This window comes from Hwangdonia seohaensis, from assembly GCF_031932625.1.
Classification (GTDB): Bacteria; Bacteroidota; Bacteroidia; order Flavobacteriales; family Flavobacteriaceae; genus Hwangdonia; species Hwangdonia seohaensis.
Genome location: NZ_JAVSCK010000001.1, coordinates 946,710 through 972,287 on the forward strand (window position 1 = coordinate 946,710; position 25,578 = coordinate 972,287).

At 37.4% G+C, this 25,578-nt stretch carries 19 protein-coding genes; 4 read left to right on the top strand and 15 right to left on the bottom strand.

Features of this window, described 5'->3' with window-relative positions; genetic code table 11:
• Nucleotides 1-10: 10 nt before the first annotated feature.
• Nucleotides 11-1,261: a YaiO family outer membrane beta-barrel protein gene (locus RNZ47_RS04120; protein ID WP_311936806.1), complete on the top strand. Its 1,251-nt coding sequence runs from the start codon at nt 11-13 to the stop codon at nt 1,259-1,261.
• A 44-nt stretch (nt 1,262-1,305) separates the two neighbouring features.
• Complete coding sequence (locus RNZ47_RS04125) at nt 1,306-1,461, top strand: hypothetical protein (protein WP_311936809.1); 156 nt, start codon at nt 1,306-1,308, stop codon at nt 1,459-1,461.
• Between the two features lie 79 nt (nt 1,462-1,540).
• On the opposite strand, the gene RNZ47_RS04130 is transcribed toward RNZ47_RS04125, so the two are convergent.
• Together RNZ47_RS04130 and hflX are read right to left on the bottom strand one after the other, a co-directional pair.
• Nucleotides 1,541-3,796: a penicillin-binding protein 1A gene (locus tag RNZ47_RS04130; protein ID WP_311936812.1), complete on the bottom strand. Its 2,256-nt coding sequence runs from the start codon at nt 3,794-3,796 to the stop codon at nt 1,541-1,543.
• Nucleotides 3,797-3,811: 15 nt separating this feature from the next.
• Nucleotides 3,812-5,026, bottom strand: coding sequence for a GTPase HflX (gene hflX, locus RNZ47_RS04135; protein WP_311936816.1), 1,215 nt, complete (start codon nt 5,024-5,026; stop codon nt 3,812-3,814).
• A 50-nt stretch (nt 5,027-5,076) separates the two neighbouring features.
• Between hflX and RNZ47_RS04140 the strand changes: the two genes are divergently transcribed.
• Nucleotides 5,077-6,045, top strand: a complete 969-nt coding sequence (locus tag RNZ47_RS04140; protein WP_311936819.1) for an endonuclease/exonuclease/phosphatase family protein — start codon at nt 5,077-5,079, stop codon at nt 6,043-6,045.
• A 105-nt stretch (nt 6,046-6,150) separates the two neighbouring features.
• Here the strand turns inward: RNZ47_RS04140 and RNZ47_RS04145 are convergent, their stop codons facing one another.
• The 3 genes from RNZ47_RS04145 to RNZ47_RS04155 are packed head-to-tail and all read right to left on the bottom strand — an operon-like array spanning nt 6,151 to nt 10,833.
• Nucleotides 6,151-6,528: a hypothetical protein gene (locus tag RNZ47_RS04145; protein WP_311936822.1), complete on the bottom strand. Its 378-nt coding sequence runs from the start codon at nt 6,526-6,528 to the stop codon at nt 6,151-6,153.
• A 43-nt stretch (nt 6,529-6,571) separates the two neighbouring features.
• Nucleotides 6,572-8,017, bottom strand: coding sequence for a DUF5689 domain-containing protein (locus tag RNZ47_RS04150; RefSeq protein ID WP_311936825.1), 1,446 nt, complete (start codon nt 8,015-8,017; stop codon nt 6,572-6,574).
• An 11-nt stretch (nt 8,018-8,028) separates the two neighbouring features.
• A complete protein-coding gene (locus RNZ47_RS04155) occupies nt 8,029-10,833 on the bottom strand; it encodes a carboxypeptidase regulatory-like domain-containing protein (RefSeq protein WP_311936828.1) in 2,805 nt (934 codons plus the stop codon).
• A gap of 120 nt (nt 10,834-10,953) precedes the next feature.
• Here RNZ47_RS04155 and RNZ47_RS04160 point away from each other — a divergent pair, with 120 nt between their 5' ends.
• Nucleotides 10,954-12,006 (top strand): endonuclease/exonuclease/phosphatase family protein, encoded by a 1,053-nt coding sequence (locus tag RNZ47_RS04160; protein ID WP_311936830.1) that lies wholly within the window; start codon nt 10,954-10,956, stop codon nt 12,004-12,006.
• Between the two features lie 76 nt (nt 12,007-12,082).
• On the opposite strand, the gene RNZ47_RS04165 is transcribed toward RNZ47_RS04160, so the two are convergent.
• From RNZ47_RS04165 to RNZ47_RS04210, 10 genes are all read right to left on the bottom strand, one after another.
• Nucleotides 12,083-12,520 (bottom strand): hypothetical protein, encoded by a 438-nt coding sequence (locus RNZ47_RS04165; RefSeq protein ID WP_311936833.1) that lies wholly within the window; start codon nt 12,518-12,520, stop codon nt 12,083-12,085.
• A 98-nt stretch (nt 12,521-12,618) separates the two neighbouring features.
• Entirely contained in the window at nt 12,619-13,974 is a 1,356-nt protein-coding gene (locus RNZ47_RS04170) for an endonuclease (RefSeq protein ID WP_311936836.1), read from the bottom strand.
• 80 nt (nt 13,975-14,054) lie between these two features.
• Nucleotides 14,055-15,164 (bottom strand): hypothetical protein, encoded by a 1,110-nt coding sequence (locus tag RNZ47_RS04175; RefSeq protein WP_311936840.1) that lies wholly within the window; start codon nt 15,162-15,164, stop codon nt 14,055-14,057.
• A gap of 12 nt (nt 15,165-15,176) precedes the next feature.
• On the bottom strand, nt 15,177-17,717 hold the full coding sequence (locus RNZ47_RS04180; protein ID WP_311936844.1) for a TonB-dependent receptor: 2,541 nt from the start codon (nt 17,715-17,717) through the stop codon (nt 15,177-15,179).
• A 166-nt stretch (nt 17,718-17,883) separates the two neighbouring features.
• Entirely contained in the window at nt 17,884-19,503 is a 1,620-nt protein-coding gene (gene pgi, locus RNZ47_RS04185) for a glucose-6-phosphate isomerase (RefSeq protein WP_311936848.1), read from the bottom strand.
• A 1-nt stretch (nt 19,504) separates the two neighbouring features.
• Nucleotides 19,505-20,806, bottom strand: a complete 1,302-nt coding sequence (locus RNZ47_RS04190; protein ID WP_311936852.1) for a peptidoglycan DD-metalloendopeptidase family protein — start codon at nt 20,804-20,806, stop codon at nt 19,505-19,507.
• Nucleotides 20,788-21,705, bottom strand: a complete 918-nt coding sequence (locus tag RNZ47_RS04195) for a tryptophan 2,3-dioxygenase family protein (RefSeq protein WP_311936856.1) — start codon at nt 21,703-21,705, stop codon at nt 20,788-20,790. The genes RNZ47_RS04190 and RNZ47_RS04195 overlap by 19 nt, the downstream gene beginning before the upstream one ends.
• A 7-nt stretch (nt 21,706-21,712) precedes the next feature.
• Entirely contained in the window at nt 21,713-22,495 is a 783-nt protein-coding gene (locus RNZ47_RS04200) for a DUF3108 domain-containing protein (RefSeq protein WP_311936860.1), read from the bottom strand.
• Between the two features lie 376 nt (nt 22,496-22,871).
• Nucleotides 22,872-24,032 carry a 4-hydroxyphenylpyruvate dioxygenase gene (gene hppD, locus RNZ47_RS04205; RefSeq protein WP_311936864.1) on the bottom strand — a complete coding sequence of 387 codons (1,161 nt, stop codon included), beginning with the start codon at nt 24,030-24,032 and terminating at the stop codon, nt 22,872-22,874.
• Between the two features lie 195 nt (nt 24,033-24,227).
• Nucleotides 24,228-25,385 (bottom strand): homogentisate 1,2-dioxygenase, encoded by a 1,158-nt coding sequence (locus RNZ47_RS04210; RefSeq protein WP_311936867.1) that lies wholly within the window; start codon nt 25,383-25,385, stop codon nt 24,228-24,230.
• Between the last annotated feature and the right edge of the window lie 193 nt (nt 25,386-25,578).

The window sequence follows — 25,578 nt, forward strand, 5'->3', positions numbered from 1 at the left end:
GTTTCAAATCATGAAAAACCTCAATTATATATTAATATTTCTTATAAGTTATAGCGCATTTAGCCAGCAAAAAGTTTTTAAGGGCGACCCAGACAGCGCTTTTGAAGTCGCTCGGAATTTAGCATTTAACGATGCGCGAAAGCAAGCACAGGACACCTTGTTGCTAATTTTAACAAAGTATCCGGATTATCACGATATAAGAGACTTTTTAGGAAGCACGTATTCTTGGGATGGAGAATATAAAAAAGCAAGAGAAGCTTTTGAGTATGTTCTAAAAAAAGATTCCAATAGATTGGGTACTTGGGAGGCTGCCATTAAAAATGAGTTGTATAGCGAAGTGCCTTTTAGTGCCCTAAAAATGGCGAACGAGGCATTAACCTATTTTCCTAACAACCCGGATTTATTATACTTAAAAGCGAGTGCCCAAGAGGGTACCAACGAGCAAAACGAAGCCTTACAAACCATTGAGGCATTGCTAAAAACAAATCCAAACCATGAAAAAGCACAATCCTTTAAAACCAGTTTAGTTGATAAATTAAGTTTAAACACCATAGGGTTACGGTCGTCGGTCGAGATATATTCAGAAGTATTCGACCCCATGCAGTATTATCTATTTAAATATTCAAGACAAACAAAATATGGTAGTATTCATGGTAAAGTTAATTTTAACAGAAGGTTTGCTTCAAATGGTGTACAATTTGAAGTTGATTTATATCCAAAAATAACCAAAGGTTTATACGCTTATTTAAATGTTGGCGTATCCGGTTCATCACTGTTTCCAGATATTCGCTACGGATTCGAACTATACAAATCTTTACCAAAAAGTTTTGAGGCATCACTCGGATTAAGAGCCTTAAAATACTCGCAAACCACAACCATTTATACGGGTTCTGTAGGTTGGTACACCGGTAATGATTATTGGTCGTTTAGAACCTACATTACCCCTGGCGATTCTGGCGCGAGCATGTCAGGAACCCTTAATTACAGAAAGTATAGAATTAATTCCGATAACTATTTTAGCATTGATGCGGGCATGGGTTTTTCTCCCGAAATTTACAGATTCGAATTTGAAGGCAATGAAAACGCCATAATAAACCTTAAATCCCAAAAATTAAATTTAGGCTACTTTTTCACATCGAAGAACAACAAAAATGCATGGGGCATAAGAAGTGGCATTGTGCATCAAGAGGTTAGTTTCAACCCGGGTTCGTATTTTTGGATTTTTGATGTGGGATTATCTTGGAATATGAAATTTAAATAAAACCATCATTCCATTTCTTCATCATTGTAAGTCGGATATGAAAAATGATTGGCGTTGGGTTCGATTTTGGTTTAAGGCAAAATAAACAAGAAGCGTTTAACTACCAACAAAGTCAACCAGGGAGTGCGAATGCGCAATTAAAAGATACCGATAACAAACTACAATCGTATTGGGTGTTCGGACTTAATTATAAGTTTTAATATTCTGAAAACCAAAACATTTCGACTGCGCTCAATGTGACATTTAGAGTAGAAATTGACTTTTTATACAGCTTCTTTTTTATTCATCACCTTTAAACTTCTTCTTTTTATGTTTTCTTCCAAAAAGCCTTTTAAAAAACCCATCTCGTTTTTCCGGATTACAGTCTAAATCACTAATAACCTCTTGTGAAGGTGTTTCAAAATTGCTTTTCGTAATACTATTAAAATGCGTATCGGCATTTAATTTCTGATAAAATTTAGCAAAAATAGGTAATGCAGAATTTGCACCTTGCCCAAGGCTTGTAGATTTAAATCCAATGCTATGGTTATCGTTCCCAACCCAAGTAACGGTTACTAAATTAGGGGTAATACCCACAAACCAACCGTCTTTATTGTTTTGCGTGGTTCCTGTTTTGCCTGCTATTTCGTTTTTTAAATTATAGGTTGATCGCAATCTAGAGGCTGTTCCGCTATTAACGGTAGATTTCATTATTTGTAGCATCACCTGCCTTGTATAATTGCTATAAGCTGGTTTTTCTATAATTTGTGGTTCGAATGCGGCAATATTATGACCTGCTTTATCTTCAATTTTTGTTATCGCATACGGTTTAACGCCTTTGCTGTTGTTTACATAACTAGCATAAGCTCCTGTAAGTGCTTTTAGGTTTATTTCTGCTACGCCCAAAGCCAGCGAAGGTTCTTTAGGAAGTGCTTTACTAATGCCTAATTTTTCTATTTGCTGTACAACATTATCAATACCAACTTCATTTAAAACTTTTACAGCTATGGTGTTAACGGAATTGCTCAAAGCCATTTCTAAATTATAATTGAGGTGCGGATCTTCTTCTTTTACACCGGAGTTGGTTGGCGTCCAATCATCAAAATTAGTGTAAGTGACTTCTTGTAACGAAAAATAGGTACACGGTTTCATGCCATTTTCAATTGCGGCAGTGTAAACAAAAGGTTTAAAGGTAGAACCAACCTGACGTTCGCTTTGCGACACATGGTCGTATTTAAAAAACCTATAATCAATACCGCCAACATAGGCTTTTATAGCACCGGTTTTTGGGGCAATAGAAAGCATTCCTGTGTTTAAAAATTTTAAATAATGCTTTAAACTATCTATTGCCGATATATTTTGAATGGTATCGCCCATCCAATTAAACATTTCTGTTTTTCGTTTTACGGAAAGCGAATCTAAAATTTGAGCTTCAGTTAATCCCGCTTTTTGTAAGGACTTATATTTAGGCAAGTTTTTAATGGCAGCTTGGATAATGGCTTTATTAGAGTTCCACGGCGCTGTTTTTCCAAAAGATTTTTCGTGCACACTTTGCAAATCCATAAGGTATTCGCGCATGGCTTTTTCAGCAAAAGATTGCATGGTAGAATCTAATGTTGTGTGTACTTTTAAGCCATCCTTATACAAATCATAAACACTGCCGTCTGGTTTTTTTAGCGTGTCTAAAATAGCAGTTAACTCTTTTTTTACTTGGGCACGAAAATAAGGTGCCAACCCTACATCGTGATTAAAAGATTTATAATTTAAAACAATATTTTGATTGGTATAAGCCTCTAAAGAGTCTTGCGAGATGTATTCATATTTAAGCATTTGCTGAAACACAACATCGCGTCGTGATTGACTGCGCTCTAAGTTAATCCGTGGATTAAAATAGGTAGTTGCTTTTAAAGTACCAACCAAAGTGGCGGCTTCTGAGTAAGATAATTTTGAAGCTGGTTTGTTAAAAAACTTGCGAGCGGCACTTTCAACGCCATAAGTGTTATCGGGAAAAGGAACGGTGTTGAGGTAAAGCGTAAGAATATCTTCTTTTGAATAAATAGTTTCAATGCGTTTAGCAATAATCGATTCTTTAAACTTGTTAATTAACATGCTAAAAGCGAAATATTTTTTACGCCCAAAAAGATTTTTTGCCAATTGCAACGTAATGGTGCTCCCACCACCAGCAGATTTATCCTGAAAAATGATGTTTTTAACAAACACGCGCATTAAGCTTACGTTATCGATTCCGTCGTGTTCATAAAACCGCACATCTTCGGTAGCTATAAGCGCATCGATAAGATGCTGGGGGAAATCTTTAAAATTCAATGGCTGCCTGTCATAAATGTAATATTTCCCAATCAGTTTACCGTTGGCATCCAGCACTTGCGTAGCCTCGGCTTGTTTGATGGAACCTAAATCCTGTTCCGTAGGAAGTTTTCCAAAAGCTCCTAAAAACACACTAACATAAATGATTGTAAAAAAAAGGACGATGCTTGCCGCTGCCATTAAAGACCACCTAACCCATCTGTTTTTTAGTGCCAATCTTATACGTTTCATTCTAAACAGTCTGGTTTATTGCTGTATATCGTCGTAATCCGGATATAAAAAATGGTTGTAAGGGAAACGCGTTACGTGAATGTCGCGAACCTCATCGTAAACGCGTTTTTTAAAGTCTTCTAAATTCTCTTTGTTTAGTGCCGAAATAAACAGGGCGTTGTCGCCTAATTTGTTCATCCAGGTTTTCTTCCATTCTTCCAACGAGTAATGTTCAGAGCTGCGTTCGATTTCCAAATCTGTTGGGTCAAAAGGTTCTGGCTTGTAAGCGTCAATTTTATTAAACACCTTTATAATGGGTTTATCGCTGCTATTTATTTCACCTAAAATTTTATTTACCGATTCAATATGTTCTTCAAAATTGGGATGCGAAATATCTACCACATGCAATAATAAATCGGCTTCCCTAACTTCATCCAGTGTGCTTTTAAAACTATCAACCAATTGCGTTGGCAACTTCCTGATAAAACCTACGGTATCGGTTAATAAAAAAGGCAGATTTTGAATTACCACTTTTCTAACCGTGGTATCCAATGTGGCAAACAGTTTGTTTTCGGCAAATACGTCGCTTTTGCTTATCACGTTCATGAGTGTGGATTTGCCCACATTGGTGTACCCCACCAATGCCACTCTCACCATTTTACCACGGTTACCGCGCTGTACGGCCATTTGTTTATCAATGGTTTCTATTCGTTTTTTTAAAAGTGCTATTTTATCGCGTACAATACGTCTGTCGGTTTCTATTTCGGTTTCACCCGGTCCGCGCATGCCAATACCCCCTTTTTGGCGTTCAAGGTGGGTCCACATCCCTCTTAATCGTGGCAGTAAATATTCGCATTGGGCCAGTTCTACCTGCGTTCTGGCGTAACTGGTTTGGGCGCGTTGTGCAAAAATATCGAGTATTAAATTGGTTCGATCCAATACTTTTACATTAAGTACTTTACTTATGTTTCGTTCTTGGGCGGCCGATAATTCATCATCAAAAATAGCGGTGCCAATATCGTTTTCTTCAATAAATTCGCGCACATCTTCCATTTTTCCACTGCCTATAAAGGTCTTTGGATTTGGCATATCCATTTTTTGGGTGAAGCGTTTTATAACATCGCCACCAGCGGTAAAGGTTAAAAATTCAAGCTCGTCTAAATATTCTTTAGATTTTTCTTCATCTTGATCTTTAGTAATAATGCCAATTAAAACGGCACGTTCTAAGCTGAGGTCTTTCTCTTCTATCATAATGCAAAGTTACGTAATTACAAGCATTTTATTTTTTCTATTTTTGAAGTATGTTAGACACTTTTGAAGACCTTCCGATTAGAGACGATATGCAGACGGTTGCATTTTATAATCTTGAAAATCTATTCGATTTAAACGAAGATAGACATACCAACGATAACGATTTTTTACCGACATCGGTTAAAAAATGGACACCGAAACGCTACAAAAACAAGCTTAGAAAACTGGGGTTTGCCATTTCGAATATAGGACGGAAAGAAACCGGGAAACAACCCGCTATTGTTGGGTTATGCGAAGTTGAAAACGCTAAGGTTATTGAAGATTTAATAGCCTCGAAACATTTGGAAAACTGTAATTACAAGTATGTGCATTACAATTCTTTGGACGAACGCGGGATTGATGTGGCCTTACTTTACGATGCTACGGCTTTTAAAGTGACCCACTCTGAAACGTTTACCATTCAATTGACTAACGCCGATGGTTTTCCTGATTATACCAGAGATATATTGTTGGTGTCGGGTTTACTTGATGGCGAGCTTGTACATGTTATCGTGAATCATTGGTCGTCGAGACGGGAAGGCGAAAAGGAAACCGAGTTTAAACGCATGGCGTCTTCAGCCAAAGTTGGCGAGATTATTACAACGTTACGATTAGACAATGAAAACGCTAAAATTATTGTAATTGGCGATTTTAACGACGACCCGCATAGCCATAGCATAAAGCAGTTGGTTAACGGTTTTAATTTGTTTAATCCTATGGAAACATTGCGCTCGTACAGTCGGGGTAGCTCTTACCACGGTAGGCAGTGGAACTTGTTTGACCAAGTTTTAATATCGACCAATTTTTTTAAAACCTCTGATAAACTTTTCGAATATTACACCGCCAATATTTTTGACGAAGATTTTTTAAAACTTTTTAATGGCAAGTTTAAAGGCTCGCCTTTTAGAACTTATATTGGCAAAAAATATCAAGGCGGTTACAGCGACCATTTTCCGGTGTATGCTATTTTTAAGAAGTAACAGTTTTCGTCATTATGAACTTGTTTCAGAATCACATTATAATTTTATTTTACTTGTGAGACCCTGAAACAGTTTCGGGGTGACGGAAGTTATCACATTTTTAAATCACGTTGCCTGAAACACAACATAAGCCAATCCTAAAACAACACAGGGTAAAACCCAAAGCAGCCAAATATTGGTTTGTGGTTTTTTCTTTTTAATCATTTTTGCGTTTATCATCATGCGTCTTTTACCCGTGTATTGTATCCAGTTTTTAAAATGGATACCAATGGAAACCAAAATAAATAATGTCCAGGCGCTCGTGCTCGACATCGTATCGGCATGCATTTTATTAAAAAAGGCGGCAAAAAAACAACCTAAAAGAAACGCTAAACTTATTTGAAGTATAGTTACATAAACCAGCGCCACAGTATTTGCCTTTTGTTTGTATCGCTTTTTATAAAACGAAAATATTGCGTAGTAAAATTGGTCGAAAACTGTCATTTGGCGAATTTAATGTTTTCTTAATGACTTTATGCTATTTTAATTACTCAACATAATCCACACTAATATCATCCAATTCGTAAACCCCATCAAAAGTATCCTGTCCGCTGCCCGTGTATTTAAATGCGACGTGCATGGTGCCTGTTGCGCATGATAAATCGACAGTTCCGGAATTAAACCAGGGCACAAACGAATCGGTATCCTTTACCACATAAGCCGCAGACAGCACGCCCCAAGTTGCCGTGGTAATATGGGCCTCATCGCCGTCCCAATCCAGCGAATATAACACCTCCATAAAACTACTATCGGCCAAACTATTTGATGTTTTAAAACGCAGCGTAACGCCCTCATGAGCATCTAAATCAATAGCCGGTGTAATTAACCAACCAATGCTACTATCATCTCCGGAACTGGCGGGTTGAAACCTCGCAGAACGCCCCAAAGAGGCATTGGACGATGTTGACGAATAGCCTTCCCAAGCTACTGTGCCTGCTTCAATATAATTGGTCCAACCGTCAATTTCAATGGGTTTATTGTTTTTTTGAGATTCAAAATCTTCCATAAATAAATTTCCTGTTCCAACGGTTGAGGCCAAACCACAATTCAATTCCATAGGGTCGCAACGGGCATCGCTATCAAAATTTATATCTTGGGTGCTGTTTATGATCAACACATTAAAATCGTCGCCAAAATCCCTACTAAAAACACCGGTAACGGAACCTTTTCCCTGCGGAACAACTAGAGATTTAAAATCGGCAAACGTACTGGTTTGTAAAATCATGGAAATACCGGAGTCGCAGCTTTCCAGCAAACGGTGCCCATCAAACTCGTCGAACGATTCACTGGCATAAGTGGCGCCCAATTCAAACCGGTTTAGTTGCATGTTATTTAATTGAATTAAGGTGTTTTTGTCCCATGCATTTAATTCTGATAAATTGGCAATTTTTGGCGTTATTGTTGCGATGTCGTTACTTCTAATTACCACATCTTTATACTCGGCAGCTTGTATTTGTTTCACGCTTACGGCATCGCCTTTTCCAATGGTTAAAACGCCATTGCTTTCGCCAACGGTTAACCCCGTTAGTTTTACGTAAACTTTTTGTCCGAATTGATAGGTGTCTGATAAACTACTCACATTGATATCAACCTTAAAACCCAACCTCGGGTCGTTATCCGGACTGCTGTCATCTGTTTTATTTTGAATAATGAGTTCTTTAAAAAAGTTACCGGATTTATCCGAAGAAATCACATAACCTACAATATATAAATCGGTGTCGTCATCGATAACAACGGTTGAATTCCCATTGTTTTCGGCCTGTTCGTAAAGCGATTTAATGGCTTTAAATGTGGTTATTTTATCTTGCGGAATTTGGGGTTCGGTCACCGAAATATTGGGTACACTGTAATCGTCGTCTTTTATACAAGCCGATATAACCAAAAGCATTAAAACAACACTTAAAAGTATTCTGATTTTGCTATTTTTTTTCATAATTAACTTTTTTAAAATCTAAGATTCAAATTTAAGAAATAGGTCGTGCCACGGCCGTACCAGTATTTCGATCCGAAAACGGGTTTGTCCAACGCTTTATCATCCCTTAACTCTCTGTAATTGGCATTTCTACCTTGCTCGAAACCACCGGTTTTGTAGGTTTCGTCTAAAAGATTATTAACGCTTGCAAAAAGCCCCACATAGTATTTACCGAGCTTCCACGATTTTCCACCGACCAAATTTATAACCATATAATCATCAAAACGTTCTTGCCTTAATAAGGTTCGAGCTAAATCTTCATCGTAATCATTAAAAACATTCCCATCAAAATCTGTTGTAAAATTTGAGGATCGAGTTAAGGGATTGACATCGACATAGATATTAGCGAAAAAATTCACCGTAGCGCCAAACCACCAAAAATCGGGGTCGCGATAATCAAAGCCCACCGAATACGCATGTTGCGGTCCCGAAGCCAGTTTGTAATTTTTTAAATTGGACTGTCCAAAACCTTTAAATCCATTAATAAAACCAGCGGCAACAGATTCGTCGTCGGGTTCTGTCGATAAAAATAAATCTGGATTATTGGCATATGTAAATTGGCCAACCGATGCCACGCCTTTCAATTTTATGGTTGGTGTTACTTGGGCTTCAATACCTGCTTCAATTCCCAAATGCTTTTTGTCTATGCCTTGTAAAATCTCCTGAACAAAGGCTGTATTATCGCCTCCAACGCCATCGGCAAAATAGAATGATATTTCGCTGGCATCGGTTATTTTAGTAAAATAGCCCGTTAGTTTTGCTTTTATTATGGACGATCTGAAAATATAACTGCCATCGACACTCATTATATTTTCTTCGGAAATATTAGGCACTATATTATGATTTTCCCTAGAATTTGAATAGGTGTTTTGTATGGAAGGTGCTCTGGAAATGAAACCCGCATTGGCATCAAATACATGTTTTCCTGTAAGTTTATAGGTAAGACCTCCTTTGACACCAAAACCTGTGAAGTTTAATTTGTCGCCTTTGCCCAAGGAATTATCTGGAAACCCACCATTTTGGTACTTGCCGTCTCTTTGGTATTGGGTGTTCTTTACACTTGCAGACACATAAAAATCGGTCTTTTTAAATTTAAATTGCGCCTGCGTATAGGCACTCAATTCGCTCGCCAGTATATTGTAATGGTATTTAAAGGTGTCCCCTTGGCTTACCACGCGATTGGGGTTTAACAAGTTGTTTTGTGCTTCTTCAATAGTTGTGGCAAAACCATCGATATCCAAATAGCTTGATGCACCCAAAAGATCTAAAACCTGGGCAAAGTTTTCAGACTTTAAAGTTTTATAATTTAGGGCTGCATTTAAGGTGGTATGCTCGTTTAATTGGGTATTTAAAATAGAGTTTAGGGCAAGTTGCGAATCATCAACCCGATCTTCATACAAGGCATAAATAGCATTGCCACCTTGTTGGGTATTATTGATATTGGCGCTGTACATGGCGTTCCAGTCTATTTGGCCATCATCCAAAAATTTATTTAAAGCTAAGTAGGCAAACTGCAAATCGTTAGGAAAGTTTCTTTCAAAATAGCTTGGGAGCTTTTGGTAATAGGCCGGACTTGGGTTTGCGCCACCGCCTTGGGGAAAGCCATTAACCAAATCGGTGCCATTATAATCCAATCGGCTATTGCTCAGTTTTCCAAATTGGTAACCTATGTTAGTATTTAAATGGGTTTTGTTATTGAAATCCCAATAGTGGTTTAACATGATTATGGGTTCGTTAACTTCTTTAATTCTACTGTTGCGCTTGTCGCCGTTTTGCCAACCCCAATATTCGTTATATTTTATGCCCTTTAAATCGTAAACCTCTTGTGTGTTTGGGGATGATTTACCGCGACGATTCGGCGTATAAATGGCTGTTAGATTTAAACTGTGCGTATTATTTATTTTTTTTTCCACGGAAGTGAAAAACGAATTTGAATTATAATGCGTCGCTTCTTGATAGCCCTCATTTCCCCAGCGTCGCCCAACCGAAATGGTATAGGCCCAATTGTTTTTTAATAAACCCGAAGCATAGGTTGCCATAAACCGATTGGTGTAACTGCGGTTTGAAGACGAGTAGGTTATACGGCCGCCAGACCGCGCTTCTGAGGCTCTCGTGTTTATGTTTGTACTGCCCAAAACACCGCCAAAATTATAGTTTGATGGCGTTAATCCCGCTGCCAATTCTTGGTTTCTCAACACATCGTTTATTCCGCCCCAATTGCTCCATTGCGGTCGTCCGTTATAGGTTTTGTTCATTTCAATACCATTGATTAGAACGGAGCTGTGGTTAGAATCCAAACCTCTCAATCTAAAAAAGGATGCACTAAACTCGAATGCCGCGGTACGTTGAAATATGTCTAATGACGATGCCAACAAGCCCGAAATATTATCGGCGCCACTGGTATCATCGTTCAATTCGTCATCGCTAAGTGTAATGGTAAATAAATCCTGGTTTCTGGAGGCTTCCGTTTCTAAAGTCATGCCCGTAATGTTTACCGTTTTGTTTTCATTTACAACTATGGGATACCTTTTGGTAATGTATCCTATTTTGGAAATCCTTAAAACCTGTTCGCCCAAGGGCACATTTAAAGCAAAAACAAATTCGCCCAAAGCATTGGTTTGCGTGGTTTGTTTGTTTCCTTCAATAGTAATGGTGACATTAGAAATAGGTTCAAAAGAAATGGCGTCTAAAACGCTGCCTTTTATACTTGTTTGTTGCCCAAAGCTTAATGAAACTGTAATAAATCCAAATAAAAAAAACAGTACAATTTTCTTCATATCTATTTAGAAACAAATGATTAGACATAGAAACATCTAAAAATAATTTAATTCATTTAGAATAACTTTGGCTTAGGTTTTGTATTATAGCTAATGCAATCCGTTAGTTTGTTATTAAAAATGAGTATTATTAAACTTAGCATTTCTATTTTATTTTTTGGGCTTATTTGGACTGCAAATGCTCAAGAAAAAAAATTCAAAATCCACACTGTAGCCTTCTACAATTTAGAAAATTTATTTGACACTATAAACGACCCGAATAAATTTGATGAATTTAGCCCGATGATGGAACTGAAAACCAATCGCGCTGCTATTTATAAAAAGAAAGTAAAAAATATGGCCCGTGTAATTGCAGATATTGGTGCTGATGTTACAAATAACGCTCCCGCGATTATTGGAGTCTCTGAGGTTGAAAACAGAGAAGTGCTTGAAGATGTGGTAAACGATTCGTTATTACTTGAAAAAGATTACGGTATTGTGCATTACAATTCGCCAGATACACGAGGCATTGATGTGGCCATATTATATCAAAAAAAAATATTTACGCCCACGCATACAAGTAGTCATACCCTGAAAATTTATGACGATGCTAGTAAAAAGCGCGTGTATACCAGAGACCAACTTTTTGTAACCGGTAATTTAGATGGCGATGTTATTCATGTTATTGTAAACCATTGGCCATCTAGACGAGGCGGGGAGGCGAGAAGCAGACCCAAACGAGTTGCAGCCGCAAAATTAAGTAAGCATTTAATAGATTCGGTACAAGCCATAAATCCTTATGCTAAAATATTTATTATGGGCGATTTAAACGACAACCCAACCAACGAAAGTGTTAAAGGTATTTTGAAAGCTAAAAAAGACAGAAAAAAAGTAGGGTTAAAAGGGATTTATAATCCGTTTGAAGGGTTTTATAAAAAAGGATTGGGTTCGAATGCGTACCGAGATACATGGAGTTTGTTCGATCAAATTTTGATGACCAAACCTTTGTTGGAAAAAGATTATTCGTCATTCCGATTTTATAAAGCGGGCATTTTCAACAAAAATTATTTGATAAATAACCGTGGGCAATATAAAGGGTATCCGAAAAGAAGTTTTTCCAATGGGACGTTTACCGACGGTTTTAGCGATCACTTTCCTGTTTATGTATATATAATCAAAGAGGTTACAGATTAAAAATCTTCATAAAACAGAAAACCTGACAAGGGTTTAAAATCTGTCAGGTTTTGTAATATAATGGTTGTTTTTGTGTTTAACCCATCCACGTATTCCACGGAATTCTTGATAAAAATAACACGAGCGCAATGGTATAAAAAATAGCTATTGTTTTTAATTTAGAAGCCGATGTTAGTTTCTTTTTATGTTTGGAATAGCCTATGGTAATTAAAGCAACTGCTATAATATTTACAAAAGGATGCTCAACAAGGAATAAGCGTGCTACGGAATTGCTCATAACTTTACCTCCCAATTCACTCCAAAGTTCAAATCTTGGTGATACAAAATAGAGTATCAATCCAATTAATAATTGAATATGGGATACGATTAAAGTAAAAAGTGATATTCTAAAATCTATAGCCGTGTACTCTTTACTTCCAATTGATTTAATGAGAGCGTTACCTGCTGCAATAATTAAAACCAATAAAACCAGATAAGCCCAATAGGAGTGCAAATTTAAAAGCGTATTATACATAATTTATTTTTTTAAAAATTTGATATTAGCAAAAGTAATAATAAAAGACCTAAAAAAACCGCTTTGTTGGTAGCGGTTTTTTTAGAGCTTATGAGTTTTTAATTCCACTTGTTTTCGGCATCATTGCCACCCCAAACCAGTGTGGCCAAATACGGGTTGTCTATAAACGGATTTCTATTACCTTGGGCAGCGTAAATAATATTATTTCGTTGCTCTTCGAATGTCGAGACCGGATCTTCAATATTCCATTTAATAAATAATTCTAGACTGCCTACTTTTTCAAAAGTTTCACCATACCTTATATTTAAGTACATAATCATTCGGGCTACATCACCTTTCCAATCATCACCAGGAAACCATTCTTCTGTTCCCAATGCGTAAGAACCGGTTCCGTCTGTAAAAGGATAATTAAGTCTATTGCTATTTACGGTTGCATCGCAGGCTCTTAAATGATGCAAATCCGTTACGGCATCATTGGCTTCAAGTCTAGACTGCGGATAAATATGTTCGGTATTAAAAGTTTGAGGCGAATATGAATTTGTTCCCGAGGTATATTCTTCCCAATATCTGCTTTCCCCTGAGTACATCAAAATAACATTATCAGCATTATTTTCGTCTTCATCGGCATTGTATAAATATTGGTGTCTTTGGCCATAAGACAGTATTGTGGTATGCTTTTCTTTTGTTAGTTCATCTAATTCCGTAAACATTAAATCGGTGTCTTCCGAAAATATTACTCCAGAATAATAGTCTACCAATTCTGCGGGAATGTTAAAGTTTATAGCGGCAATTACCGTAATGGTAACGGTTGCCGAATCGCAAGAATTAGTTGGTGTATCGTCATCACAAATGGTATACACAAAACTATCAGAACCCGTAAAATCGGTTGGAGGTGTATAGCTAATGGTGCCATCGGTATTTAAAACCACCGTACCTTGCGTTGAGGTGTTATCAACAGAAGTTAATACTGCACCATCGATAACGACATCGTTATCCAAAAGCGTTGAAATTATTTTCGTGCTATTTTCCAGGACATTAATGGCATCGTCTTCTGCTGTGGGATTGCCTTCGTCGGTTACCGTTATTGTAACGGTTGCGGTAGAACAGTTTTTAGGATCATCATCGTCACAAAGTGTATAAGTAAAGGTATCGGCGCCTACAAAATTATTTGCCGGTGTGTAGGTGTAGGTTCCGTCTCTATTGTCTTCAATAGTTCCGCCGTTTGTTGATGCGGTATCAAAAGAGGTTATTCTTGCATTATCAACTACGGTATCGTTATCCAAAAGGTTGCCTATAATTAGTTTGGCATCTTCCACGGTTGTTGCTGTGTCGTTCACAGCTACGGGCTTACCGTCATCAGTTGGTGTTGGGGTTGGTGGTGGCGCATCGTTGCCACTTGAGCTACAATTGGAAAAGGCTAAGACAACAAGTAATAATAAACAGATTTTTTTCATAATATTAATAAAGGTATTAATTTTTGAGGAAAAAAAACCACCTCGATTGAGATGGTTTTTTACTTTAAGAATATACTATATTATTGATATACCCAAACGCCTCCGGTTTTAATAACGCTTTTTGTTTCGTTAGTTGTAGAACCGTTGTAGATAATAAAAGTAAGTACATATTTTTGTCCTTCTTCAGCACTAGGGTGTTTGTTATCTAACAGTAAGTTAAATGCTTCTAAAAGCATGGCATCACTCCAGTAGTTGCTGCTGCTGTCTCTTCTGTCAAAACTTCCGAAAAAGCCAACATTATCTGCAGGTCCAGGGTAAGTACCAATTAACGCATTGGATATGAATGCTACGTCGTCACCAGTGAATGTATACTTAATTGTGTTATCTGGTACCCAAGTAGTACCATCATGTCCAAACTGAACAGTTTCTTCAGCTACATTGTTGTAAGCCGAAAACGCTACCCCGTCAAAAATATACGCAGCCGTATAACTTTCTGTTACACCTCCGCCAACATATAACTCATACATTGATAAAACAATGTCTCCCGCACTCTTCGGATTGAATTTATATACATCTAACAATGCAATTGGAATTTTCTGGTTAGCCTCATCTTCACTGGAAAAGTTAGGAAAACCTTCACCCATGGCGTTATATTGGTCTTCTGTAAATCCTGTGAATTTTACCCATGATCCATCTTCGAATGCAAAACCATCAGTTAATGTCATTTCTCCTCCGTTATAAAAACGATATCTTAACGATACAAAGTCGCCTTCATCCGGATTTGGATAAGTAGCGTCTAAATAATCATAGATGTGCCCACTTTCATCAAAGTTACCGTAAGTTGTACCGGTAATGGCATTGTGTTCTGCATCTGATAATTCGTAAACAGCTGCTTCGTAAGTTTCAATAGGGTTGTACCATTTAAAAGTTACCAAAGCCGTAGAGCCTGCCCCCCATACTGGATATTTATCTGATAAAAAGCTAGGCAACATTGATTTTGCATCATCTACAGAATTAAAATTCCCAAAATTCAATTCAAGCTCATCATAGTCCTCGTCCGATAAGGTTATAACAGCATCACCCACTATAGGGTCTACTGTTGCATCTATGTCGTTATAGATGTCTTCCATAGGATTACAACCCGAAAGGGTTACTCCTAATACTACCATTAAATAAATTATTTTTTTCATTTTCAAAGTTTTTTAAAAATTAAATTTTGCCCCAACACTAAAGGTTCTTCCGTTACCAAACCAAACTAGTGCAGTATCTGCGTCTGAATTTGTACCATCGTTAGCATCAGAAATATATTCTGTATCAAATAGGTTGTTAATTCTTCCCGTTAAAGTTCCTCTAAAAGGACCTAAATCGAAATCGTGTTTTAATACCATATCAAATAACCCCACACTTGGTACTACCCATGTTTCAGGTCCAGGAGTTCCTCTATCACTCGGATCAAAATCTGCATATAAATTATCATAATAGATGTAATCTAATAACAATGTGGTTTCTGGCGATAAGCTATAATTCATACCCAAAGCCATAGTTGTTTGTGCTGCATCACCTACGTGTAAATCTTTTATAAATAAATTAACCGTGTCTACAACATTTTGTTCTTCGTCAATAATATCAACGTTTTCTACATTACTATCCCATCTCCAATCTCCAAAAGATGCCATACCTGTGAATTTTACTTTTGAAGAAGCCTTGTAAACAAAATCAAGTTCAATACCATTATGAAGCGCGTTTACACCTAAAATGTTTGCCGCCAAAAACGATCCGTCTGGTTGTTGGAACGAAGCTGTTTCACTTCTATCATTCCATCTTGTAGAGTATAAGTTTACGTTTGCAGAAAGCTTGTCGCCTCTATAACCATAACCCAACTCGAAACTTGTAATTTTTTGATTTGCTGCATCTTCATTGATATGTTCGTTATCAAATTGTAAAAACACACTATCGAAACCTGGTGCTTTTTCAAAATAACCAACGTTCGCGAAAACATTATGTTTATCGTCTAACCTGTAGTTAGCACCACCTTTAATACTATAGCCTAAGAAATTATAACGATCTGTTTCTTGTAATGGGTCGCTATCTAAGTAGTTAAAATAATCAACTCTTTTGTAAGATGTATTTGAAACAGATAAAGAAACGAAGGTATTAAAGTTCTCATTAATATCGTGCTCTACTTGTCCGAAAGCACCTAACCAGCCTACGATACCATCATTAAAATACGAGAATTTATCGCCAACTTGAAGTACTTTATTTGGGTCGTTCACATCGCTGTCATCAGTCGCATACTGCCCGCCTAATAAATCGGTAACTTCTCTAAAGTGAATACCTTTATAGCTTCTCCAATCTAATCCGGTTAATAAAACGGTATTATCAGATAAGTCTGTTTTTAATGTAGATAAAAGCCCGTACCAGTTGTGATCGTTACGCGATGCTCTTAAGAATGTAGTAGAACCAAGAGCGCCATTTTCAATATTCTCATCAACAATACGATCTAAATCCACGGGTCCAAAGTTTCCAATTTTATAATCGTCACTAGAAAATTTACTTCTATCCGATCCTGCGGTTCCACCACCACCACCAGAGCCCCATGAGCCATATAATGCGGTTGACACACTTGTTCTATCACTTAGTGTCCAATAGTGATTTAATGAAATTTGAGGTTTGTGGTAAAAGTTATCTTCAATATGGGTTACTTGTCCATTTTTATAACCCCAATCAGAGTTGTATTTAATACCTCTTTCACTACTTCTATAGGTTTCTATAGTGTGGCGATTTTGTCTTTGACCATGACGTTGTTTCGCACCAATAGCTGTAAATGATAAGGTGTGGCTTTCGTTGAATTGTTTTGAAAGGTTAAGAAAATAAGAAACTCCAGTAAATTCGGTGCCATCTACATAACCATCTCCAGAAGTTTTGGCAGCAGATACTGTAGCAGCAAAACCGTTCTCGTTTAATCCTGTAGAATACGTTAATCCGTATTTTAAATACCCGTCGTTTGCTAGAGTAGTAGAAACATTTCCACCTGCCTCTGCATCGGTAGTTTTAGATAAGATATTAATAGTTCCACCAATTGATGGCACGGCAACCTTTGAAGCTCCAAGACCTCTTTGTACTTGCATAGATCTTGTTGCATCGGCTAATCCAGCCCAGTTAGACCAAAATACACGACCGTTTTCCATATCGTTAATTGGCACACCATTAATCATAACGGCTACGTTTTCAGATTTAAAACCACGTACATTAATTCTACCGTCACCATAACCACCACCTGCTTTGGTTGCATAAACACCAGGTGTAGATTTTAAAATTTCCGGAAACTCTTGCGTTCCTAATTTTAGCTCTATATCGGCTGCTTTTACAGTTGATACGGCTACTGGCGTTTTTCTATCAACAGCCACAGAAGCAATGATTTGTATTTCTTCAAGACCTACTTGACTAGATTCCAGGAAAATTTTTCCAAGATCGGCATCTCCAGAAAAAGATAAGGTTTTCGAGCTGTAACCAACAAAAGTGATTACAATTTCGCCAGAAGAAGCTTGTGTTTTAAGTGTAAAGTTTCCATCAAAGTCTGATGTTACACCATTGGTAGTACCTTTTTCGATAATATTAGCTCCTGGAAGTGGTATATTGCTTCCTGCTTCTAAAACCGAACCGGTTAAAGTACTTTGTGCCATAATTACTGTAGAAAATAAAAACGCTACAGTCAGCAATAAAAATTGAGAAGTTTTTTTCATAATTTTAAATTAATTATTTTGAAATTAGTCGACGCAAAAATACATATAATTAAGTAATTAATATTAACTAAATGTTAACAAACTTAACATTTAGTTATAAACAAAAAAAGGCAAATATTAACAATATTTGCCTTTTTGATGTTGATTTTAATGATATCGCAATAAATTAAGATAAATTCTTATAATAGTTCAATAGATTGCTTGTAGAAGAATCATGATTGCCAATTGCACTTGCACCAAATTCTTTTAATATTTTACTGGCCAATTGCTTGCCTAATTCAACCCCAAACTGGTCGTAGCTAAAAATATTCCAAATAATGCCTTGCACAAATATTTTATGCTCGTACATCGCAATTAATTTCCCTAAACTCTCGGGTGTTAGCTTGTTTATAAAAATGGTATTTGTCGGCTTATCGCCTTTAAATATTTTGAACGGTATGATTGATGCATCGGTGCCTTCGGCGATAACCTCCTCTTTGGTTTTTCCGTTTAAAAGGGCTTCGGTTTGCGCTAAAAAATTAGACGTTAATTTGTCTTGGTGATTTTGATTGCCGTGCAACGATTTTACAAACCCAATAAAATCTGCAGGAATTAATTTTGTGCCTTGATGAATGAGTTGAAAAAAGGCGTGCTGCGAATTGGTTCCCGGTTCGCCCCAAATTAAAGTCCCTGTTTCGTAATCTATTGCATCTCCGTTTCTATCTACACTTTTCCCGTTGCTTTCCATAATGCCTTGTTGCAAATAGGTTGCAAATTGGTTTAGGTATTGCGAGTAGCCTATTACAGCTTCACTTTCAGCTTTAAAAAAATTGTTGTACCAAATACTTATCAAGGCCAAAACCACTGGAATGTTGGTTTTAAAATCCTCGGTTTTAAAGTGGTTATCCATTTTATGGGCGCCTTTTAACAAACTGTCAAAATTATTATAACCCACGGCTAAACTGATGCTTAAACCAACGGCACTCCACAGCGAAAAACGGCCACCAACCCAATCCCACATGGGGAAAATATTGTTCTCGTCAATTCCAAAACTCTTAACGCTTTCAATATTTGTAGATACGGCAACAAAGTGTTTTGCAATGGCATCTTGATTTGCTGTATTTAGAAACCAATCTTTAATGGTGTTTGCATTTGATAAGGTTTCTTGGGTGGTAAATGTTTTTGAAACCACCACAAAAAGTGTGGTTTCCGGGTTTAGTTTTTTAATGACCTCGTTGACGTGATCGCCATCAACATTGCTAACAAAATGTGTGGTTAGGTGATTTTTATAGTACTGCAAAGATTCCACAACCATAGCTGGTCCCAAGTCCGAGCCGCCAATACCAATATTTACAATATCGGTAAATGGTTTGCCTGTAAAGCCTTTTCTGTTGCCATTTACAACTTCGTTGGTAAACCCTTCAATTTTTTGTTTTACTTGGTGAATTTCGGGCATAACGTTAACGCCATCAACATAAAACTGGGCATTTTTTGGAGCGCGCAATGCGGTATGTAAAACGGCACGTCCCTCGGTTTGATTTATTTTCTCACCTGAAAACTGACTTGCAATAGCGTCTTTTAATTTAACATCATCAGCCAACTCCAACAAGTATTTAAACGTCTCTTCGGTAATTCTGTTTTTAGAAAAATCAACGTAAAAATCATCCCATTTAATGGTGAATTTATTGGCTCGGTCGCTGTCTTGAGCGAACAAATCTTTCATGTGAACACGATTGATTTTGTTGTAATGTTCTTGTAGTTTTTTCCAAGAATTGGTTGCGGTTGGGTTTATAGCTGGTAGTGACATATTATGAATTTGCTGGAGTAATTATAGTTTGTTCCGGGTCTTGATTTTCAGGAATTTCCGGTTCAAATTGAATATTGTCCAATTTATATTTTATAGGTTTGATATATTCTAAAAATTGAAATTTTAATGAATCCGAAATGGGTTTTGCCTCCGGAAGTTTTTGCTTAAAAGGATCGACTTCCTTTCCGTTTTTCCAGAAGCGATAACACACGTGAGGTCCGCCGGTATTACCTGTCATACCTACTCTTCCAATAATATCGCCTTGTTTTACAAACTGCCCTACTTTAACTAAGCGTTTGCTCATATGCAAATATTGGGTTTCGTAGGTGGCATTATGTCTTATTTTTACATATTTACCATTACCACCTCTTCGTGTTGAAGCCGTAACAGTTCCATTGGCAGTCGCCATTATGGGGGTTCCAACAGGGGCAGCAAAATCAGTGCCTCTATGTGGTCTTATTTTATAGCCATAATATGCAATTCTTCGCTTTAAATTATATCGAGAAGATAATCTGCCAAATTTAATAGGTGATTTTAAGAAAGCCCTTCGTAAATTTTTAGCTTCATGATTAAAGTAATCTATGATGCCCTTGGTTGAATCTGTTTCAAATTGAAAAGCGTAAAAAGGTTCTTTATTATGCTCAAAATAAGCTGCTTTTACGTCGTGTATGCCGCCGTATATAGAATCGTCAATATACTTATCAGTATAAATTACCTTAAAACGGTCGCCTTTCTGAAGTCTCCTAAAATCGATCGTCCAAGCATAAATATCGTCCGCTAATTTATTGGTTAACACTGCGCTTATCCCTTTTTCGTCCAAAGTTTCAGAAATGCTACTTGTAATAACGCCAGACAATGTTTTTTCAACATAAGTGATGGGTTTCCGGCTTTTAAAAGCGTGAATGGAATCCTTGAAGTTTATAACCACATATTCCTCTTTTGTGGGTTGATAAATAAAACTCTCTGGAACCTCTAAAGAGTCTTTGGAAAACAACATGGTATACGGTTTACCCACTTGGAGTCTACGAATATCAAAAGTATCTTTTGCTTTTTCAGCAATATGAAATATTTTTGGGTAGCCTATGTTGTTTTGCTCTAAAATAACTCCAAAAGTATCTCCCTTTTTTATGGTGTCTCTTTTAACTGTATAGTCGTTTAAATTAAAACCAAACTCAAAAACTTCCTTTGGTTTTTCTACTATAGCAATCTCTTCTTGAAAAACCGGTAATGGCTCGGGTTTGTCTTTTTTGCAAGCCATAATGGTTATGGCTAAAACAGCCAGTACTAAACATTTGTTCCCCATTCTCGTAATTCTTTTTCGGTCCATAATTCTGGAAAAAATATTCTTCTTTGATATTTTGGATGCATGTATTTCACCCATTCGCTTCCTCCGGTAGCTTCAGCTGTTTTTCCGCCTATATTTAAATAGTGGTTTGCGGTGTTGTAATGTGCCATAACCCATTTTATATTTACCGTATAATCGTAGTGGCGCATGGCTTTTATTAGGCTTTCGTCCGCTTTTACCTCCTTTGGAAGTTTTCTAAATTTTGATAATAAATTATGTGTGTTGTAAAACTTGGTAAATCTAATAAACTCTTCTTTATATCGTTCTTCAAAAGCTGTTAAAGTATAGCTTTTTTTTCCTGTTTTATAATCTTTTCCGGCGGCTTGCCAATACAAATGTTCGAACGCATGTTCGTAAGAGGTGTTTCTGTCGATAGAATCCCTAAACCTGTTATCTATAAGATTGATGAGCTCTGTTGAAGCAAACTCAATTTTTCGGTATTGCGCACTTTGAAATCCGCTTGCCGGTGTTAATGTTTTTCTGAATTTATTGTACTGATCGACGTCCATTCCATCCTTCATAATAGTAAAAGACGATGTAAGCATATCAAAATAACGACTAATACGCATTAGTTTTGAGGTGAACAATTCGGCATCAACAGCGTCGTGTTTTGCCACTTGTTCAATCTCGCCAAGTATCATTTTAAACAACAGCTCGTTTATTTGATGGTACATGATAAACACCATCTCGTCTGGCAAGGTGGTGCGCTGTACTTGTAAATTCAATAAGGCATCGGTTTGAATATAGTCCCAATAGTTTATGGGTTTGCTATATAAAAGACCTTCAAGATGAACCTCTAAATCTTGGTCAATCGCCTCGTATTTTTCTTTAAGCTGGTTGGTAATATCTGTACTCAAAATCTCTTTAATTTTCAACAACTATTTGGAATGGATGTTTTAAGCCTTTAAAAGCCTCAAGGTCTGCTCTTAAAGACCCTACGGCTAAATCTGCTTTAATGCGCAAAGGTACTTTATTTTTGTCTTTCGACACCCAAAGTGTTAAACTTTCTTCTTCTTTAAAAACGCGACCTGCCATAACATAAGGCCTAAATTTTAGGGCTTCAATTTTACCAAAATTGGTACTTATGGTTTCTTCGCCCAAATACTGTAATTTAAACCCGTAGGTTTCTTCATCAAAAAACATGTCAATTTTAAACTCATCGCCTATTTTTAACGTGCTCACATCGATGTTGTTGCGCAAATAGTAATAGGTTGACACCATGTCCTGTATATTGGGCTTGGTGTTCCAAACTGTTTTTTTGTTGTGTTTTTTATCGTTTACGTGGGCTTTATTGTTTTTTTGGTCGAAGTCAATTTCAATATCTTTGGTATGCCCGCCTTCATCTATATCTCTAATAAATCTGTAAGGCAAAAGGGTGTTTTTATCGAAGTAGCTTTCATAGCGGTCCTTGACTTTAAAAAACCACTTTATCATACCTGTGGTTTTTCCTTTGCCAACCACATGGTAAACATCTTTGTTGTTAAGTTTTGAGTCTTTAACGGTAAGTGTGGCCTCTCCAGCTTTCAGCCAGTTGCTGTAACTCATTCTGAATTTAAACCATTCGCCATCGCCAAACGCAGACTCCTGTTGGGAAAAAGCCATTTGTATTGTGCCAAATGCGAGTACTATAAGTAGTGTTTTTTTCATGCTTTATTGGGTGATAGGTATTGTAACTCTTAGAGTTTACATTTATTGTTGTACGCAAGAAATTACAATTACTGTTCCAAAAATATAAAAATTCTTTACACAGCCTGTTATTATAAGAAGCTCTTAACGTTTTTTTGTTACATGTAATAAAAATGAATTTAACAATTTGGGCGTTACCACAACCCTTCGACTGCGCTCAGGGCAAGTGGTCGGGCTATTCGCTACAAGTCCTCGCTCGTGCCTCGCTGTGGGCTTTCCACTGCTATCCCTAACGCAAAAACCTATCTGATTTTAAGAATCAAATAGGTTATAAATAGAGCTAATTTTAATTTGAAAGTTGCACGCTTACCGGAGTTGTAACCGTGCAATTTGTTTTTTAAAGCGTCCCTCTATTAGCTTGTTCTCTCTCAATAGATTCAAAAAGGGCCTTAAAGTTGCCCGCGCCAAAACCACGTGCGCCCATACGCTGAATGATTTCGAAAAACAGTGTTGGCCTATCTTCAACCGGTTTTGTGAATATTTGCAGTAAATAGCCTTCCTCGTCGGCATCAATCATAATACCTAAACTTTTCAGGGTTTCAATGTCTTCTTTTAGCTCATGGCTGTGTTCTTCCAAACGCCCCGGAACAGCTTTATAGTAAGCTTCTGGTGGGGTTGATAAAAACTCAATGCCTCTTGCCCTCAATTGAGATACCGTATTGATAATGTCATCTGTCGCTACGGCAATATGCTGTACACCGGCGCCTTCGTAAAAATCGAGGTATTCTTCTATTTGCGATTTCTTTTTCCCTTTTGCCGGTTCGTTTATGGGGAATTTTATACGGCCGTTGCCATTGCTCATCACTTTACTCATAAGCGCTGAATATTCGGTATGGATCTGTTTGTCGTCAAACGATAAAAAGTTTTCAAAACCCATAACGTCTTCGTACCATTTTACCCAAGTATTCATTTGTCCCCAACCTACATTACCAACCATGTGATCGATATATTTTAAGCCCACTGGAGTTGGGTTGTAATCTGATTTCCATTCGCGGAACCCCGGTAAAAACGTACCGTTATAGTTTTTGCGCTCCACAAATATGTGCACGGTTTCGCCATAGGTGTAAATGCCTGCGCGAACCACTTCACCGTGCTCGTCTTTTTCAACGATTGGTTCCATATACGATTTTGCACCGCGACTTGTTGTTTCTTGGTAAGATTTTCTAGCATCGTCTACCCAAAGGGCTATTACTTTTACGCCATCGCCATGTTTTACAATATGGTCGTTTATTTTGGATTTACTGTTTAATGGTGTGGTTAACACCAAGCGTATTTTATCTTGTTTTAATACGTAGCTTACCGTGTCTTTCGAGCCGGTTTCCAAGCCTTTATAGGCATACGATTGAAACCCAAATGCGGTTTTATAAAAGTGCGCTGCCTGTTTGGCGTTGCCTACGTAGAATTCTACATAGTCTGTTCCTAATAGCGGCAAGAAATCTTGTGCGCCTTCAAATATTTTTTCTAAACCGTAGTTTACTGATTTTATGTCTTTACTCATGATAAATTGTTTATTTGTTTATTCGTTAAGTCGTTTAGCTAATAACGAATAGTTATGTTTTTAGCCCTGATTGAAGCGGCATCCTTTTTTGAGGCACGAGAAAAAGATACAGCGGAAAGCAGGAAATAGCTTCTAAAAATTATTTTAATGAACGTTATGGTTGATGAGATTCCGAAACAAGTTCGGAATGACAATTTACTCAAGCCATGATTTATGATAATCGTCATCGGCTATTTTCATGGCCTTTTCAGTTACCATTAGGGGTTTAAAGGTATCGACCATAACGGCCAGCTCGTCGGTTTTTGTTTTGCCGATACTGCGTTCTGCTGCTCCGGGGTGCGGCCCGTGCGGAATGCCTGCGGGATGCAATGAGATATGGCCTGCCTCGACATCGTTTCGGCTCATAAAATCGCCGTCAACGTAATACAGCACCTCGTCGCTATCGATATTGCTGTGGTTGTAAGGCGCCGGAATGGACAGCGGGTGGTAATCGTACAAACGCGGCACAAAACTGCACACCACAAAGGCATCGGTTTCAAAGGTTTGATGCACCGGAGGCGGTTGATGGATACGCCCCGTGATGGGTTCGAAATCGTGTATTGAAAAGGCATACGGGTAATTATAGCCATCGTAACCCACCACATCGAAGGGGTGCGATGCGTAAACCATTTCAATAATATCGTCTTGTTTTTTTACTTTGATTAAAAAGTCGCCGTTTTCATTATTGGTTTCCAATTCTTGGGGCTGCCTGATGTCGCGCTCACAAAATGGTGCGTGCTCCAATAATTGTCCAAACCAATTGCGGTAGCGTTTTGGGGTGTAAATGGGACGGCGGGACTCGACAATAAACAGTCTGTTATCCTCAGTGTCGAAATCTATTTTGTAAATAATGCCACGTGGAATCAACAAGTAATCGCCATATTTAAAATCGAGATTGCCCAACATAGTGCGTAATTTACCGGTGCCTTTGTGGATAAAAATCAATTCGTCGGCATCGGTGTTTTTATAAAAATAATCTTGTGTGGATTGTTTTGGAGCCGCTAATATAATGGCACAATCGCTATTGATTAGCACGGTTTTTCGGCTTTCTAAAAAATCATTTTCCGGTTTTACTTGAAAGCCTTTTAGACGATATGATTTTAGATTGTTCTTTAACGCTATTTTTGGAGCGACACTGTATTGTTTTTTTATTTCCTTTACTTGTGTGGGACGCTGTTCGTGGTAGCTATTTGTGTACATGCCATCGAATCCAATGGTGCCAAAGAGCTGTTCGTAATACAAACTACCATCTGGTTTTTTGAATTGAATATGACGTTTATGCGGAATGTTTCCTAGTTTATGATAAAAAGGCATAATTTAAATATTAAAAATGAAAAGTTGTAAGGCATTATAACTAAAACTCAAATAAAGATAATGAATTTAAAAAGATTCCTGCCTTCGCAGGAATGACAATGCGCTCTCACTCAGGATTTCTCTTGATGAGGTAGTGTAGAAACTGTAATAAATCTGCCCAAAATGGTGCTATCATGTTACAAATATCGTAAAA

What these genes read in the sequence shown, in the direction of transcription:
- RNZ47_RS04120 (WP_311936806.1), top strand. Translation starts at nt 11, where the DNA reads ATGAAAAACCTCAATTATATATTAATATTTCTTATAAGTTATAGCGCA.
- RNZ47_RS04125 (WP_311936809.1), top strand. Translation starts at nt 1,306, where the DNA reads ATGATTGGCGTTGGGTTCGATTTTGGTTTAAGGCAAAATAAACAAGAA.
- RNZ47_RS04130 (WP_311936812.1), bottom strand. Translation starts at nt 3,796, where the DNA reads ATGAAACGTATAAGATTGGCACTAAAAAACAGATGGGTTAGGTGGTCT.
- hflX (WP_311936816.1), bottom strand. Translation starts at nt 5,026, where the DNA reads ATGATAGAAGAGAAAGACCTCAGCTTAGAACGTGCCGTTTTAATTGGC.
- RNZ47_RS04140 (WP_311936819.1), top strand. Translation starts at nt 5,077, where the DNA reads ATGTTAGACACTTTTGAAGACCTTCCGATTAGAGACGATATGCAGACG.
- RNZ47_RS04145 (WP_311936822.1), bottom strand. Translation starts at nt 6,528, where the DNA reads ATGACAGTTTTCGACCAATTTTACTACGCAATATTTTCGTTTTATAAA.
- RNZ47_RS04150 (WP_311936825.1), bottom strand. Translation starts at nt 8,017, where the DNA reads ATGAAAAAAAATAGCAAAATCAGAATACTTTTAAGTGTTGTTTTAATG.
- RNZ47_RS04155 (WP_311936828.1), bottom strand. Translation starts at nt 10,833, where the DNA reads ATGAAGAAAATTGTACTGTTTTTTTTATTTGGATTTATTACAGTTTCA.
- RNZ47_RS04160 (WP_311936830.1), top strand. Translation starts at nt 10,954, where the DNA reads ATGAGTATTATTAAACTTAGCATTTCTATTTTATTTTTTGGGCTTATT.
- RNZ47_RS04165 (WP_311936833.1), bottom strand. Translation starts at nt 12,520, where the DNA reads ATGTATAATACGCTTTTAAATTTGCACTCCTATTGGGCTTATCTGGTT.
- RNZ47_RS04170 (WP_311936836.1), bottom strand. Translation starts at nt 13,974, where the DNA reads ATGAAAAAAATCTGTTTATTATTACTTGTTGTCTTAGCCTTTTCCAAT.
- RNZ47_RS04175 (WP_311936840.1), bottom strand. Translation starts at nt 15,164, where the DNA reads ATGAAAAAAATAATTTATTTAATGGTAGTATTAGGAGTAACCCTTTCG.
- RNZ47_RS04180 (WP_311936844.1), bottom strand. Translation starts at nt 17,717, where the DNA reads ATGAAAAAAACTTCTCAATTTTTATTGCTGACTGTAGCGTTTTTATTT.
- pgi (WP_311936848.1), bottom strand. Translation starts at nt 19,503, where the DNA reads ATGTCACTACCAGCTATAAACCCAACCGCAACCAATTCTTGGAAAAAA.
- RNZ47_RS04190 (WP_311936852.1), bottom strand. Translation starts at nt 20,806, where the DNA reads ATGGGGAACAAATGTTTAGTACTGGCTGTTTTAGCCATAACCATTATG.
- RNZ47_RS04200 (WP_311936860.1), bottom strand. Translation starts at nt 22,495, where the DNA reads ATGAAAAAAACACTACTTATAGTACTCGCATTTGGCACAATACAAATG.
- hppD (WP_311936864.1), bottom strand. Translation starts at nt 24,032, where the DNA reads ATGAGTAAAGACATAAAATCAGTAAACTACGGTTTAGAAAAAATATTT.
- RNZ47_RS04210 (WP_311936867.1), bottom strand. Translation starts at nt 25,385, where the DNA reads ATGCCTTTTTATCATAAACTAGGAAACATTCCGCATAAACGTCATATT.